Source organism: Desulfonatronospira thiodismutans ASO3-1 (genome assembly GCF_000174435.1).
GTDB lineage: Bacteria > Desulfobacterota > Desulfovibrionia > Desulfovibrionales > Desulfonatronovibrionaceae > Desulfonatronospira > Desulfonatronospira thiodismutans.
Genome location: NZ_ACJN02000002.1, coordinates 1 through 15,801, shown reverse-complemented (window position 1 = coordinate 15,801; position 15,801 = coordinate 1). Strand labels below are relative to the sequence as shown.

Below are 15,801 nucleotides of genomic sequence, written 5' to 3'. Positions count from 1 at the left end.
GATGCACGTATTTGCAGACGGAATCAGTAAAGTGACTTTGTCCAATGGCAACCTGAGGATTATGCTGACCCAGCGTGGAGCAGATGATTCCACAGTTGAAGCCGGAACCCTGATTATTCCGGCGAGTCAGGCTAATAACTTTATGAATGGTCTGGCGAACAGTCTGAAGGAGCTGGATAGTAAGCTGAAAGAGGCCAGGGAGCAGCAGCAATAGAGAGCTAAGGATCTGTCACGATATAAGTGTTATATTTGTCTTATTGTTCCCACGCTCTGCGTGGGAACATTCCCTGGACGCTCAGCGTCCACAATGACCGCAGGAGCGGTCGGGCTACGCTCTCCCGCCCTGGCGGGACAGAGCGTGGGAGCGATAAACCCCCAGATTATGCAAGCATTATGTAACACTTATTTTATGACAAACCCTACGATGATTTTTATAAGCCAGCAGGGGATATCCCCTGCTGGCTTTTTACCCTCACACCCTCAAGAATGGCCTTCACAGCTTCACACAGAGCTTCCAGCAACCTTGGCCTCACCTTATCCGGCAGGGCCACGTATTACCTGCGTTGCCGGGATAAATCCAGCCGGATCAGGCAGGGCAAGGCTTGGCTCTACCGACAGCCTGGGGCTTGAACAGGCCCGGGAGAAAACCTGTGTGAAAAAACAGACTTTTTCCTGTTGACACCCAGCTTGTAAAGGAGATACTGCTGGCAGAAAACTATAAGGAGGGATGGTATGTCATTCGAATTTCATACCCATCTTGATATCTCCGTAGACACCCGGTACAACGAATTGTTTACGGACACTGAAGAACTCTATACCCATTATGAGGTGTGGACCGGTCATATCCAGGAAGATGGCGAAGTTGTTGATGGTAATTTTCTTGGCAGGCTGTCCATTGAGGATCTTGCCGATGTACGGGTCGGTTATGATCAGATCAACCATAACGCCATGTATGTCCGGGGCTGGGAAGATGAAACCGGTACAGGGGACTGGCATCACAATGACTGGAAGGATGGCGATTATTTTGATTTTCCTGGTCCCCCGGAAATCGAATTTCATACTGACGTAGATATATCCCTGGAAACCTCTTTTGCCGATCTCTTCACCGATGAAGACGACACTTCAACCTGGTACCAGATATGGACCGGTGAGATGGACGAGGAGGGTGTGGTCCAGGGTTCTCTGGTGGATACTGAAGAAGGCGGCGGCTGGGTCCGGGCTGAAGACCTGAACAATCTCCTGTTCACTGCGGATCAAGACGGGCACAACACTGTTTACGTCCAGTCTTACAGCCCTGAACAGGGGAAAGGTGACTGGCAGCACAATGACTGGCAAGAGAGCCGGTATTTTGATTCCCCAGAATTTCCAGAAGCAGTTCTGCATAGTTTTCCGTCTCAAGTCATGCAAGCCAATCCTGACATAGAATTCAACACAGACTTGAATGTTACCGCTGGTGTCACCACTTTTGATGAGTTGTTCACTGATCCGGATGAAAGCGTAGTATGGTATCAATTGTGGACAGGCAAGATTGATGCAGAAGGAGAATTTATTAAGGGTTCTTTTGTTGACACCCCGGCAGGAAGAGGCTGGATCGAGGCATCGGACCTGGAGACCCTGAAGGTTACCGCTGCTCATGTCGATCATAACTCACTGGGCGTTAAAGCCTGGAGTGAAGAACATGGAATTAGAGACATGCAATTTAATGATCCCGACAAACCTTTTACAATAGATCTGCTTAATGCTGAGCTTGAGCTGCAGGGCTTGCGCTGGAAATGCCAGGGTATAGATTTTTGTACGGTGCCGGTGGAGGTGGCAGCCGGGGAGAAGCTGAATGTAACCGGGACGCTGGCGGCTTTAAACGATGGTTTGGCTGATGCTGAGGATGTTGATTTCAGCCTGGTAATCCTTGATGCCGATGGTGAGGTGGAGCATGAGTTTACCATAAGTGAAGATGATGATTTCATTCCTGCGGGCAGGTCTGTAGACTTTAATTATGCCTGGTATATTGAAGAGCCAGGAGACTACACTGCTGAAGTAACATCCAGCGCAGACAATGCACGATCAGTTCAGATCAGTGAGCATTTTACGGTGGAACACCAAGAGCCCGGGCTCCGGTTCCAGGAGCTGGAATGGACAAGTAACGGTAAAAAATTTAATACCAATCATGGCCTGGAAGTGGGCGAAGAATTGACAGTGTCCGGCAAACTTGCTGCCCTTGAGGGCTATAGAGAAAATGCTGAGGACGTTGAACTGAACCTGGTAATTACAGGAGGCGCTAGAAGCGACGTGTCTGTTGAAGGGTATACTGTTGGAGATATGAAGCCGGGCGATTCCCATGAGTTCGAACTCAGCTGGACCTCTGAATACGACTATGATCCCGGACAACATCCGTATTATACACTGAAGATAGTTGCAGATGCGGACAATGTCGATACTGTTGACAATTTCAGGACCTTCGATGTCAAAGCCCCCGAGGCTGCCTCTGATGACCACATTCATACCCTGGGTGTCTCTGATGATAATGCCCGGAATGAAATGGAAATGAGTTGAACAACTTAAGCCCCGGAAGCGGCTTTCCCCCAACACTTTTCAAGCCATCAACCGTCAACAGTCAACAAAAAACAAAGGAGAGTCAAGATGCACGTATTTGCAGATGGAATCAGTAAAGTGACTTTGTCAAATAACAACCTGCGTATTCAGCTGACCCAGCGTGGAGCAGACGAGTCAACAGTAGAGGCCGGAACCCTGATTATTCCGGCGAGTCAGGCCAACAACTTTGTAAACGGTCTGGCGAACAGTCTCAAGGAATTGGATAGCAAGCTGAAAGAGGCCAGGGAGCAGCAGACTCAGCAGTAACCCTCAAAATAAAAGGATTTGCAATGCACGTATTTGCAGACGGAATCAGTAAAGTGACGCTGTCCAATGGAAATCTGAGAATTATGTTGACCCAGCGTGGTGCAGATGATTCCCAGGTGGAAGCCGGAACCATGATTATTCCAGCTTCTCAAGCCAGTAACTTCCTGAACGGTCTGGCAAGCAGTCTCAGGGAGCTGGATGAAAAGCTCAAGGCCGCCAGAGAGGAAGAGCCAGAAGAGATCGAAGAGCTTAGTTGATCTATGTAGGCCAGTGGGGGATGACTCTGCTGGCTTTTTACTCTCACACCCTCAAGGACTATAGCAGGTTGAAAGATGCCCGGGAGCAGCAGACTAAGTAATTGATAGAGCCCCGTTTGCTATTTTTTTCAATTCTTCTTTTGGACACGGAGCGTCCGAAGATTTTTTCCAGGCAGAGCGTGGGAAAGACAACGTATAGTGGCTTACTCCTGAAACCCTGTCATAAAAAACAAGAACCACGCTAAGAAGCGTGGCAGGCCTTTGAACCGCAAAGACGCTAAGTACGCAAAGTTAAAGACGCGAAGCAGGTGTATTGTCCAAAACCGGGACACGGTTTTGGACAAGGCTGCCTTTTCATTTGCCGCCTGCCCCGTTAAAAGCGAAGCCTGTTTAACCGGGGTACACCCGGCAAATGAAAAAAATCTTCCTGCCTTCCTTTGCGACCTTTGCGTCTTTAGTGAGTCTTCGAACGGGCGGTTAAGGTTTCTTTGTTTCTTGGGTTGCGGGCAAAGCCCGCATTAGGTTGTTATTACTTGCTTCCTAAAGGTTATGAAGAGTTGACGGTTGCCCCTTTTAAAGGGGAGAAGCGCTTGGCTTGGAATTACCGGTTTCCGCTTCAACAAATTTTTGAAGGAGTGACTTATGTCTATTCAGTTTAACCAAGACTTAGAAATAACCCTTGGTACACCATTTACAGATCTATTCGCCAACACGGATGAGGAACAGACTTCCTGGTACAGATTGTGGACCGGTAAACTGGATAATGAAGGTGAGGTAGTCCGGGGAGCTATGGTAGGCGACGGCTGGGTATCAAAAGACGGTCTTGATGATCTTACCGTTGGAGTAGACCAGGCAGGGCATAACACCTTGTATGTGCAGACCTATACTGATGAGCTGAACTCCTGGGAGCACTCAACGGAAATGAGTTTTCCCGAGGAAATTACTTTTGAGCTGGCAATTGAAAAGGATGTGGTTTCTGAAGACACTTTGCTCAGTGATATGTTCAGCTTCGATACCCCTGTCAGCAGCAGTGAGGTCTGGTTTCAGGTCAAGGTTGAGGGAGAGCCCATTGACACCACTGTGGGCAATGGCTGGGTCCGTGGAGACAGGCTGGGGGGTGAGTATTTTCCAGCAAAACATGCCGGTAAAGAATTGGAGGTTACTCCGTTCTACGCAGGCGAGCTGCATACAGATAAAGCTCAGACTCAAATGGTGGATAGGGCCGAGCATTATGAATTAAGCATAGACAAAGCTTACGTGGAAGAAGATACCCCTTTGAGCGAAATGTTCAGCTACAACCTTCCAACCGGAGTCACTGCGGATACTATCTGGTTCCAGGTCAAGGTGGACGAAGAGCCCGTTGACACCGCTGTGGGCAACGGCTGGGTCCGTGGAGACAGGCTGGGGGATGAGTATTTTACGGCGGAACGTGGCGGTAAAGAGTTGGGGGTTACTCCTTTTTTTGATGGTGCATTGCAGGAAGGTCTCAGCCAGGAGTGGACAGTGCAAGGTGAGTCTGCTGCCGAGTTAAAGATTAATTTTATGAACATTACCCCGGAAGAGCCGGAGCCAGGCCAGGAATTCTCAGTAGATGTGAATATAGAGGAACTGGCAGATGTTGAGACTGAAAACCTGACTGTGGACCTGACGATAGCTGGTACTGAGATAGAAGAGACCATAGATGTAGACTCTCTCCAAGGAACAGAGACCACGGTTACATTTGAAGACCTGGTGATAGAGGATGCCGGAGAATACACCATAGACGTGACAGCTGATGCGGACAATGCGGATATTGTTTCATCGCAGAGCACGCTAAATGTTTCCATTGAGGACTTTGTCGTTGGAATAGAAATAACCACCCAGCCGGACCTGGAGTACATAGAAGGCCAGGAACTGGATCTGAGTGATCTGGAGGTAACCAAGAGCTACCAGGTGGCAGAGGATCAGGTAGTTTCCTTCTCAGATTTTGCAGACTACGGCCTGGTGGTTGATTTGGCGCAGGGAACAGAGCTTACTCTTGGTAATGACGATCAGACCATAAAAGTGGAACATACTCCGACAGAGAAGACTGCAGAAACGCAACCCCTGTCGGTTTCAACGCAAGAAGTCGAAAGTCATTTTCCGACAGACTACGAACAGTACATGATAACTCTTATAAACCGGGCCAGACTGGATCCGGAAGCCGAGGCCGATCTGTTTGGTATAGATCTCAATCAGGACATTTCTCCTGAAGATGAAATATCTCCAGACATGAAGCAGCCCCTGGCCTTCAACCCGGATTTGACGCAGGCAGCCAGAGAACATTCACAGTGGATGCTGGATAACGATACTTTTGATCACACCGGTGAAGGAGGCAGCTCCGTGGAGGATCGCATAAAGGATACGGACTACAATACCGATCCGCCCTGGGGCTGGGGTGAAAATCTGGCTTTAACGGGCTACACAGAGGGTATGGATGAACTCATCGCTCAAAAGCATGAAAACCTGTTTCTTTCATCTGGTCATCGTGAAAACACCATGAGCGAGTCATTTATGGAAGTCGGCGTGGGCTCTCTGCTTGGAGACTATGCTAACAATACTGTATACATGTCAACTGTCAAATTTGCTCATACCAGTGATACGCCTTTTCTAACCGGTACTGTGTTTCAGGATCTTGATGATTCAGGGGCATACAAGCCGGGAGAAGGTCTGGGAGATGTCCAGATTCAGGTTGGAGGACAGGGTACTACTACCTGGGATTCCGGTGGTTATGCCATGCAGCTTGAACCTGGAGATTATCTGCTTACCTTTAACCATGATAAATTTGAAGAAAAAGTGGAAATGGATTTTACCATGCCCGATGAAAATGTCCTGGTGGATCTGGTACTGGAGCCTGATGATTTACAAAACCGGACTGAATCTTCTGAACCCTCCATCCAGGAAATACAGTTTATGGGAGTAGAAAAGGAAGATGACACCTTTGGAGTGAGTGAGTTTGTCTAAGCTGACACAATACTCCAATACACCACTTTCTGATGTTGTCCCGTAGGGGCCTCTTTTTCCGCGGTAAACTCCCCTCCTTAGCCAAGGAGGGGCCGGGGGAGGTTGTATGAAATCCCTTCCTTCAGGAAGAAAGTTTGGGTGTATGGGGGTATATTATCGTTCCCACGTAACCATTCAGGGGGTCCTCGGTGTCGATTACTGGCACTAAGCCTGGGGACTGTCCCTCGCTAAGTACTAAATGTGCAGGTTCACAAAACTTTGCGTTTGCAATTTTTGAATTTGGTGCAGAAAAGTGTCGCGGGGACTGTCCCCAGGCCGATTGAGGCTTCCCCTGAATGGTTACGTTCCCACGCTCTGCGTGGGAACTTTTTTCGACCGCTCCTGCGGTCATTTTGCGTGGGCGTGAAGATATCTTGACGCCCATACTCCCATACTTCTTAAGGCCCGGGGGTGGTTATATGAGATCCCTTCCTTGCAGAGGCAGCCAGACAACTGGGAATTTCCAGTCAGCCGATTTATCGTAAAAAAATATTGCACTTTACGTGCAGTTAAAGTACGGGAGGCTTTAAGCAAAAGGGGAACTATATGATTTTCATGTTTCTAATCCGCCATATAGAGCAGAGCTGGTCCCTGCACCAGGCCCTGGATCTGTCAATCAGCCTGTGACATACACAGACTTGTAAGCCCGTTTCTGCCTTTGATGGCGGAGACGGGCTTTTTTTATTTTTGAAGCCACAATTCTATTCACTAACTTAAAGGAGGTAAGCATGAGTTCTGATGGTACGAATTATCCTGGTGGCACTCGAGATGAGGCCAGATTGATTGAATTAACCCAGGAAAAGTCCTTTGCTTTTCATCTCTCGCCTCAAGAGTACCATTACTACCAGTTTGATGCCGATCAATCCGCTATGGAGATCCATGTAACCAAGGGCGATGTCTCTGTAGAGCTTCAGGATGAAGATGGTAATACTCTGGCAAGTGGAGATCAGGGGATACGTTACGGGGGTCTTGAAGAAGGCAGGAGTTACTACATCCAGGTGGAAAATGAAGCCGGCAGTTGGTGGTGGCAGGATAAGACCGAATACCACCTGGATATTACCCCTTTGGATTTCTTGCCTGCCGATGATCCTGATGAAGCAGTTGAGCTTGTCCTTGAAGAAGACAGGGAGGCTACCCTTCAACCCGGGGATGGCAGTCATTATTACCAGTTTGAACTGGATGAAGCCCGGGCAATTGATATTGAAGCAACCGGCAGTGTCTCTTTAACGCTCAAAGATAGCCAGGGCGAAAAGTTGCAGGAAGGTGAAGATTTTCTTCAAAAAGATTCACTTGATGCCGGCGAGTACAAGGTAGTAGTGGAGCACCAGGATAGCAGGTGGTGGTGGCAGGATAAGACCGAATACAGCCTGGGCCTGAACACTGCTGAAGCGGGACGCCCGGATGAGCCGGGCCAAGACCCTGATGCAGCCAGGGTTATAGATATCTGGGAGGCTGTCAGTGAAGAAGGCAAAACTTTCCAGGAAGAAGTCCCTGCAGGTGAAGACCATTTCTATAAATTTGAGCTGGACGTAGATGCCGAAGTAGGACTCAAAGCCACGGGAAATGTTTCCCTGGATCTTTTGCGCGAGGGTGATGAAGGGGACTCTCTGCAAACCGTGAAGGCAGATAAAAACTTAATCCAGACAGAACTGGCCCCCGGGGAATATTATGTACGGGTGAACAATGAAACCGGTGAATGGTGGTGGCAAGCAGACGCCGAATATGAACTGGATTTTGAGGTGAGCCCGGATGGATACGAAGTAAGTACTTATGAGGAATTGCAAAAAGCCTTGGAAGACAGCGATGATTTATTGGGACCGGAAGGAGAGCTGATCATTCATGTTCAGGCAGATATTGGAGGAGAGGGTTTTGAGTCGCATGGTCCCCTGAGCTATGATCTGGACCATGATTTGACCATTACCGGGGATGTTACCCTGGATGCGGAGGATCACTCCCGCATATTCGAACTGGATGCCCCTGATCACAATATAACCATTGATGACTTGACCCTGTCCGGGGGCAACCATGAGGACGGGTTACCCGGCGGCGCTATATGGGCTCATGTCTCGAGTCTGGATGTGGAGGAATCTGTTTTTGTGGACAACACAGGCAATATTGCCGTGCGCGGCAACGATGAAGTAAATACCTTCATGGGTACAGACGGGGATGATCATTTTGTGGTTGTGGGAGACCTTCGAGGCGCCAGCAAAACCAACGAGCCTGAGCATACTGCTCTTTTAGGGACACAGTTGACTGACCTGGTTGGTTATAATTTTGATGAAGACGCAGGTGGTTCCGCTCAGGTCATAAACGGAGCAGGCGGCACCAATACCCTGCATGTTTATGGTGTGGCTGATATCAGCAACTTTGAGCTGGAAAATGTCAATTTTCTTGAGATTAACTCCGATGTTACTGCGGATGCCTCAGATATAGAGGGCATGGATTTCATAAAAGGTGACGGTGGCAGTACTTTGCGCGTGGTTTCCGGTGAAGCAGTTGAAATTGATCTCAGTGAATTTTCTGGGGTTTCCCGCCTGCATGTAGCAGAGGGTGTGAGTGCATCCATATCCAGTCTGGGCGGAGTTCGGTCGCTTTCAGGTACAGGGACCATTGCGGCCCGGGAGGGAGCCCTTGATCTTCGTGAAGGTATGGTGGTGGAGCGAGGTCTGGGCCTTAAGGATGCAGACGGTGCGGACTCGGATAGAAGCGGAGTTCGAGAAGTTGATGAAGTCAGGGATAGCGACAGGGATGCTGACGTTATAGAAGGTGGTCCTGGGGATGATTACCTTGTGGGTAATACAAGCGACCAGCTTTTTCTTCCCGGCGGCGGAAGCAACGTAATCGAGGGCGGTGGCGGCCAGAATATATACCGCCTTGAAGAGGGCAGCGATAATACCATCCATGCATCTCCATCAGATGATATACTGGATTTGAGCCTTATTTCCGAGGGAGTCGCCCTGGACCTGAGAGAGGGAGGCACTGGAGAAGACGAAGCTGTTGGCATCACTGTAGTGGTGGGCGGCGAAGCTGCTGGGCGGGGTGCGTTGGATGTGCATCTGTCCCAGGACCTGTCCGGCTCATTTGGAACGGATGTCGCCACTCTGCGCAGTCATGTGGACCCTGATGGCGATGATCCAAGTCTCATGGAGCAGCTTCGAGAAGTACAGCCCAACACAAACTTCGGCCTGAGTGGCTTCATTGATAAGCCCCTGCAGGATGTATTTGATACCACACTGGGGGGCGGCGGGGGCGACACCCCCGAATACCCCTTTGAAGAAAAGCTGGACATGACCAGCAATGCAGACCGTTTTGTGGAAGCAGTCTTTGACGACGAACTTATGGAAGTGCGGTGGGGGGGTGATGCCCCCGAATCACAGCTCTCCGCCCTGCAGCAGATCGGCCTTCGGGGTAATCCGTATGATGATACCTATGAAAACAGTATCGGGTTCAGGGCAGGTGCGACCAAGGTTGCTATCATCGCAACAGATGTTGATTTCCATGAAGGCCCAATCATGAATGAGACACTCGAACAGGAGATTCCGCCCAATGACGGCACCACGACTCTTAGGCGCTGGAAAGGCGATGAAGACAATCCTCCGGACGTCATTGGCCCTCCAGGGACAGGTGAGGACTTCCCCACCCGGACGCAGGTCAAGGAGGCTCTGGATGGGGCTGACATCTACCCCGTGATCCTGCTCCAGAATTATGACTGGTATCGAGACGACTATGAAGAGCTCCTGGATTATATAGGCCGGGGCAGCATAGTACCTCTGGCCGGCAGGACAGACGATGTGACCGCTGCAATCCTGGAAGCCATTGGTACCATAGACCAGCCGGCCATTCAGACGGTTGTGGGCACGCAGGGTGATGACCAGATCACGGGCAATCGCCTCAACAACATCCTCTGGGGCTATGAAGGCGACAATACCCTGTTTGGCTACAGGGGCACCAATGTGCTCATTGGCTCTACAGAAGGTTATGATACAGTTTTGCTGGAAGGCGAAATGGAAGATTATGAAATGGAGAGGGTGGATCTGGATGCCTTCCCTGAGTTGCCCAACGGTAGGCTGGACGTGACTCTTGGCGGGGATACCGGAATTGACTACGGTTATCGGTTCGTGTCCGAGTACTACGGCACGCACTACGTGGATCCTACTGTTGACCTGGTTGATTTTAAGGATGGGGATAGTTTCAGTCCTTTTGCTGGGTCTGCCCCTGAAGAACTCGCCATCCAGTCTATAGACATAATCACCGCAGGAGAGGTAGGTTCCAGTGTTCAGATAGATGCTATAGTCGAGCATACCAGGGACGCAGAAGAGGTTGAGTTTACAATCAGCCAGAATGGGGCAAACGCGACTGTTACTGTAGATCTTGAGAAAGACACTCCTTCTGTGGAAGAGGTCACAGGCATTTTTGATAGCACCTTGGGTTTTGAACCCGGAGCTGTGTACTTAGAGGTAAGGGTGGTTGAAGGTGCAGAGGTAGAATCTGATACTAAGACTTTCGGCCTGTATGAAGACGAAAAAAACCGGGAATTCCAGTGGCAGTGGGCTGACACTGACAAGCCTCCTTTTGATATGATTGGGCATACCATTGTTGACCATGATGGGCTTGATCCAGGAACATTAGGCACTGGAACCGGCTTTATGATTAGCCCCAGACATATTATGACTAATGCCCACGTGTTGTCGGAAGAAGATTGGCATTCTGATTTGTCTGAACTGAACTCTGTTGATTTTTACTTGGGTCGAAATGGTGGAACAATCACCGAAGAGCAGGATGGTAACTTGTTGAGGGGGGAGCACGCTTACCTGCAAAAAGATGAATGGGGAGACAAATGGCCGGATACGGATATGGCTATAGTCACTCTAGATAGGGAAGTAGACGGACACTTCGACTGGTTCTGGAATGCCAGGGGTAGCGAACGTGATTTGACTGGTGAACCAGTATTTCTTTCGGGATACCCTTCCAGAGACCTTGATCAGGGAACAGATCATATTGGAAATTCTACGTATTTCCAATGGACTTCGGAAGGTACAGTAACCGACTATATCTGGGGTTATGATGGGTATGGCGAAGAAAGCGGGGGGCTAAGTTTTACTCAGTCCTTGTCCTCTACAGGCGGGGCCAGCGGTTCTCCAATTATTTACCAAAATGAAGATAACGATTACCAGTTTGTTGGATCTTATGTAGGTCATAGTGGAGCAGACCCAGTAGCAGCGACTCTGGACCCTGCTGCCTACGATTGGGCCTTAGACATTGTACAGGATTACGGCTATCTCACAGAACTGGACTATGTGGAAGGTCCACGGGATATGGGACTGGATAAGGCTCTAAACCTGAATGAGGGTTTTGAAACCGATGTAGCCGAAGCAGTACCAGCTGAGGTGTCAATCCAGGGAATTAGAGATGAAGAGATGGATGATTTCTATTTTGCTGCTTAGTCTCGTGGGATGTACTACTGCTCATTACCGGGTCCATGACAAGGAAGAGTTGCGCTATGCCCTTGAAGACCCGGATAATCTGGCTGGTAAAGAACTTGTAATTAGAATTGCGTCTTCCATTTCAGACATTGGCCGTCCCTTTGTGTATGATGGTTCCAGTGATTTACGCCTTACCGGTGCTCCAGCAGAACTAACCAGTCATGGTCGCAACCACTTGCTGCGCAGTGATTCTAAGGCAAAAATTACCCTTGAGAATTTGACTTTTTCAGGTGGGCGCACTGGTGTAGGCTCAGAACGTGGCGGTGCGGTTTACCATCTGGGAGACCTGGTGATTAATGACTGCAAATTTTTAGATAACGCAGCTGAATTTGGTGGAGCCGTGTATGCTGGAGGAAGGGTAGATATACAAAGAAGCCGTTTTGAGCATAACCAGGCCCGCTGGAGAGGTGGAGCAGTTTATAGCGAAGATAAAATTACCACAACGGACTCAATATATCAGGATAATTCCGAACCTGTTTTATATGTACGAGATAAAGGAGTAAAATGATGCATGTATTCACAGGCGGAATCAGTAAAGTGACTTTGTCGAATGGAAACCTGCGTATTAAGCTGACCCATCGTGGAGCTGTGCAGCGAGAGCGTAGATGCAGGAACCCTGATTATTCCGACTTCTCAAACCAGTAACATCCTGAATGGCCTGGCGAATAGTCTGAAGGAGTTGGATAGCAGGTTGAAAAAGGCCATAGAGGAAGAACCACAAGCAGAAAAAGGATAAATGGGAAAAATAAGCTGAACTAAAATAGGCCCAAGAAACCCTTATAGACGTAGCCACAGAAGCATACGGTCCTCTACCCGATATGCTCCACGAGAAAATCAAGTCCATTCAATCTCTGGAGAACTTAAAAGCGCACTGAACAGAAAGGTGGTCAGAACCCAATTCCTTGAAGAGTTTACCGAGCTCGTAAATCGGGCTACTCAACATTAACTGCCAAGGTGGCTGTCCTTAACCAAAAGGATGGCCACCTATATTTCTGGCTTTTTGAAAAAAGAAAGCTGGTGTATGCTACCTTTGAGAAAATGGTTTCTGTATGAGGGCATGTTGAGGGCAGAAAATGGCCCTCTCTTTATCATTAACTATCTGAAATAATAGTATTATTTTTGAGTTATAGACAAAATTCCCTACTTTTTTTGCTTCTGCTTTGAGGGCATGTTGAGACCTCTTTTTTATCTCCTACCAAAATAACCACTTTCAGCCCAGGAAACACGGGCATTTTCAATAAGTTGCATTTTTCACCCTGACTGAAGGTGCCGACCGTGGAGAGGACTTTGTAGGTACAGAAAACAATGACACCTTCGATGCAGGCCTTGGTGTAAATCCTAATGGTGAGACCGTAAATAGTGGGGACGGGGACAGGCTAGTTGACAACTTAGCTGGTTTTCGATGTATGTTGTTTCAACAGCTTAACCGTAAGCCTTGAAGGAGGTGTTCCATGTCCCGAATAGCCGGCTTTATCTGCAATGATCGTCCCACAGTATACCATGTTGTTTCTGCGGATACGTCATAATCACCGGGATCAAGGTCTTCTATTTCATAGGTGGCTTCAGACTCACCCTCTGCCACTGTCAGAGCATCGGTCTCACCGGCTCCAACTGTGTCCTGGGGCTAAGGCATGGCATCGAAAAAATCGATTCAGGAAGATTATTTGGAGGGACAAAAAAAAGGCCACACCGACTTAATCAGCGTGGCCTGTTGGTGAATTAGGGATGTTCGAGGTTAGTTATGCGCTGCTCTGTTTACGAGCTCGGTAAATTCTTCGAGGGATTGGGTTTTGTAAACCTTTCTGGTTAAGGTCCGCAGGTTATCAATGGACTCTATGGACTTGATTTTATCCTGGAGAGAATTCGGTAATGGGCCGTGGCAGTCTCCAGCTACATCTATGAGGGTTTCTTTAGCGTTTTTTAGCTCTGCCTGTCTTTCCCATATAGGTTTTTCCTTAATGGCCTTATTGTAACCTCGTTCTTCCAATACTTCTGCTGTGGTTCTCACGGTTTCTCCTCCTTTGGGAAGATGTTTAACCTTCTCTTCTGCCTCTTCGGGCGTTTCATCTGTGGCTATAAGCAAATACTTGATCAAAATTGCAAAGATTTCATGAGCCTCTTTGGCATCCAAACCTTTAAACAACAGCTCTAAAGCTTCATATATCTGATCTCTTTTTTCCGGATAAAATATGTATTCAAGGACCAGGTGAAAAACCTCAAGGGTAATGGAGGTCTTGGCCTTCTTCTTATTGATTTCCGGGACTTCATGCAGGAGATGTTCAAACTTCGGAATATATTTCCTGTAATGCTCAGACGGTAGATTAAAGAGGTCAGAAAACTCCAGGCTATAATTCCACCTGGCTGTTCCGTGATAAAAAACCAGGGGAACTATGATCGGCAGAGTTCCGGTTTTCTTCTGGATAAAGCTCTGCCAGACTTCGTTCATGTATTTGAATAGCTGGATCTTGGTCCAGGCATCCAGATCACTCTTGTGCTCTACCAATATGTATATTTCAGCGGGCTCTCCAGTATTGAGCTTCAGGGTGATCACGATATCGGTCATGCTCTCTTTGAGATTGTCGCTGACATATGACCTGGAGGATACCTTGACAGTATCCAGGTTCATGTCCCTGGTTATCTCTTCCGGCAGATGATACCTCACGAAATCCCTTGCCACGGGTTCTCGCCCCAGTATCGCCCTGAAAGTGTGATCGTGGTATTTGCTTGTATCACTCATAAGGGAAGAATAAAGCATAGTCTTCAGGTAGGCAAGGAGAATTTATAGGTGGCAGTGAATAAACTGAATAAACGGGACAGACGAAAAATACTGGACTTTTATTCTCATTTCGGCTATTTTTTTTCCATAGACATCAACCCTCACCCAAGGAGGTTCACCATGCCAAGAAACGCCAGATTCACTCTGCCTCACAGGCCCACTGTATACCATGTGATATCCCGGACAGCTCTGCCAGGCTTGCCTTTGGGCGATATCGAAAAGAACCGCCTTCTGGAGATTATCAAGTATTTCAGCAGCATTTATTTTGTGGAAGTGCTCGGTTTTTGTATTATGGGCAACCACTGGCACCTGGCAGTAAAGATTTATCCCAGGGACTACGCTACCAGGCAGGAGGTCCAGGAAAGATTTGTCAAGCGCTATGGAGAGGATGTTCATTTTGGTGACCAGGAGATGGAAAAGTTCAGCAAGAAATGGACAGATCTTTCCGAGTTCGTCCGAGAGATCAAGCAGACCTTTTCCAGGTATTACAACAAGAGGCATAACAGACGGGGCTTCTTCTGGGGTGAGCGATTTAAAAGCATGATCGTACAGGAAGGCAGCACCCTGGTGAACATGCTGGCCTACATAGACTTGAATCCTATACGGGCCGGAATAGTCAAAAAGCCGGAAGACTACCGCTGGAGTTCACTTGGTTACCATACCCAGACCGGCAATAAAGATGGTTTCTTATCCATAGATTTCGGGCTCAAGGAGTGGAACGAGCAGGACCCCAAAGAGATTGTCCGCAAATACAGGCAGTTTGTGTATGAAACCGGCGCTGTGGATGCCGGAAAAGGCAAAACCATTGATCAAAAGGTTGTGGAAAAAGCCAGGAAAAAAGGCTACAAGATATCCCGAGTAGAGCGTTTCAGATACAGATGCCGGTATTTTACCGATTCCGGTGTTATCGGCGGGAAGGATTTTGTGCAGGAGGTATTCGACCAGGTCAAGCACTTGCTGGGTTCCAAGGATGAACGCAAATTTACTCCCGTTGGTGGTGTGGAGGGTTTGTATTCTATGAAGCGGCTTGGTGAATCTTGAGCTCAACTTTTTGTAAAGTTGGCATTTCCAGATTGTCCTTGCCAAGCACCTTGAGCTGTATTATCAAAACATGTCTAAAATTAAGCAAGCTCACGACAAGATATTCAAGAATGTTTTTTCAGACAGAAAAAACGCCCTGAATCTTCTGGGAAACTTTCTGCCTGCAAATATTCTGAACCGCCTGGACCTTAAGCAGATGGTCTATGAAAAGGACACCTTTGTTCAAAAACACCTGAAAGGCTACTACTCAGACCTCCTGGTCACCATCCCCTTGGTGGATTCAGACGAGTCAGTGAAGGTGTATTTCCTTTTCGAACATAAGAGTTTTTCTGATCCTGACTTGCCTTTGCAGCTGCTACGCTATATC

General features: G+C 48.2%; 10 protein-coding genes and 1 pseudogene. 10 read left to right on the top strand and 1 reads right to left on the bottom strand.

What is annotated here, in order from left to right:
* Position 1 precedes the first annotated feature (1 nt).
* From DTHIO_RS06365 to DTHIO_RS22320, 8 genes and pseudogenes are all read left to right on the top strand, one after another.
* Positions 2–214: a hypothetical protein gene (locus DTHIO_RS06365; protein WP_008869508.1), complete on the top strand. Its 213-nt coding sequence runs from the start codon at positions 2–4 to the stop codon at positions 212–214.
* A gap of 518 nt (positions 215–732) precedes the next feature.
* On the top strand, positions 733–2,550 hold the full coding sequence (locus DTHIO_RS06355; protein ID WP_008869507.1) for a COG1361 family protein: 1,818 nt from the start codon (positions 733–735) through the stop codon (positions 2,548–2,550).
* Positions 2,551–2,637: 87 nt separating this feature from the next.
* Positions 2,638–2,856, top strand: a complete 219-nt coding sequence (locus DTHIO_RS06350) for a hypothetical protein (RefSeq protein ID WP_008869506.1) — start codon at positions 2,638–2,640, stop codon at positions 2,854–2,856.
* A 23-nt stretch (positions 2,857–2,879) separates the two neighbouring features.
* On the top strand, positions 2,880–3,113 hold the full coding sequence (locus DTHIO_RS06345) for a hypothetical protein (protein ID WP_008869505.1): 234 nt from the start codon (positions 2,880–2,882) through the stop codon (positions 3,111–3,113).
* A 642-nt stretch (positions 3,114–3,755) separates the two neighbouring features.
* Positions 3,756–6,095 (top strand): CAP domain-containing protein, encoded by a 2,340-nt coding sequence (locus DTHIO_RS19610; protein ID WP_008869504.1) that lies wholly within the window; start codon positions 3,756–3,758, stop codon positions 6,093–6,095.
* A 767-nt stretch (positions 6,096–6,862) separates the two neighbouring features.
* The gene (locus tag DTHIO_RS06335; protein WP_008869503.1) at positions 6,863–11,578 is read left to right on the top strand and encodes a trypsin-like peptidase domain-containing protein; all 4,716 of its coding nucleotides are present in this window, start codon (positions 6,863–6,865) and stop codon (positions 11,576–11,578) included.
* Entirely contained in the window at positions 11,556–12,125 is a 570-nt protein-coding gene (locus tag DTHIO_RS06330; protein ID WP_161598642.1) for a right-handed parallel beta-helix repeat-containing protein, read from the top strand. Before DTHIO_RS06335 ends, DTHIO_RS06330 begins: the two co-directional genes overlap by 23 nt.
* Positions 12,126–12,381: 256 nt before the next feature.
* Positions 12,382–12,563, top strand: a pseudogene (locus DTHIO_RS22320) (Rpn family recombination-promoting nuclease/putative transposase); the annotation flags it as partial.
* A gap of 789 nt (positions 12,564–13,352) precedes the next feature.
* On the opposite strand, the gene DTHIO_RS06320 reads toward DTHIO_RS22320, so the two are convergent.
* On the bottom strand, positions 13,353–14,354 hold the full coding sequence (locus DTHIO_RS06320) for an Rpn family recombination-promoting nuclease/putative transposase (RefSeq protein ID WP_083803981.1): 1,002 nt from the start codon (positions 14,352–14,354) through the stop codon (positions 13,353–13,355).
* A 159-nt stretch (positions 14,355–14,513) separates the two neighbouring features.
* On the opposite strand from DTHIO_RS06320, the gene DTHIO_RS06315 reads away from it, so the two are divergent.
* Positions 14,514–15,434: a transposase gene (locus DTHIO_RS06315; protein ID WP_008869499.1), complete on the top strand. Its 921-nt coding sequence runs from the start codon at positions 14,514–14,516 to the stop codon at positions 15,432–15,434.
* A 70-nt stretch (positions 15,435–15,504) separates the two neighbouring features.
* On the top strand, positions 15,505–15,801 hold a 297-nt coding region (locus tag DTHIO_RS06310), incomplete at its 3' end, for an Rpn family recombination-promoting nuclease/putative transposase (RefSeq protein WP_008869498.1).

Excerpts from the sequence above, each read along its gene's own strand:
- DTHIO_RS06355 (WP_008869507.1), top strand. The coding sequence starts at position 733 with ATGTCATTCGAATTTCATACCCATCTTGATATCTCCGTAGACACCCGG.
- DTHIO_RS06365 (WP_008869508.1), top strand. The coding sequence starts at position 2 with ATGCACGTATTTGCAGACGGAATCAGTAAAGTGACTTTGTCCAATGGC.
- DTHIO_RS06350 (WP_008869506.1), top strand. The coding sequence starts at position 2,638 with ATGCACGTATTTGCAGATGGAATCAGTAAAGTGACTTTGTCAAATAAC.
- DTHIO_RS06320 (WP_083803981.1), bottom strand. The coding sequence starts at position 14,354 with ATGAGTGATACAAGCAAATACCACGATCACACTTTCAGGGCGATACTG.
- DTHIO_RS19610 (WP_008869504.1), top strand. The coding sequence starts at position 3,756 with ATGTCTATTCAGTTTAACCAAGACTTAGAAATAACCCTTGGTACACCA.
- DTHIO_RS06335 (WP_008869503.1), top strand. The coding sequence starts at position 6,863 with ATGAGTTCTGATGGTACGAATTATCCTGGTGGCACTCGAGATGAGGCC.
- DTHIO_RS06330 (WP_161598642.1), top strand. The coding sequence starts at position 11,556 with ATGATTTCTATTTTGCTGCTTAGTCTCGTGGGATGTACTACTGCTCAT.
- DTHIO_RS06315 (WP_008869499.1), top strand. The coding sequence starts at position 14,514 with ATGCCAAGAAACGCCAGATTCACTCTGCCTCACAGGCCCACTGTATAC.
- DTHIO_RS06345 (WP_008869505.1), top strand. The coding sequence starts at position 2,880 with ATGCACGTATTTGCAGACGGAATCAGTAAAGTGACGCTGTCCAATGGA.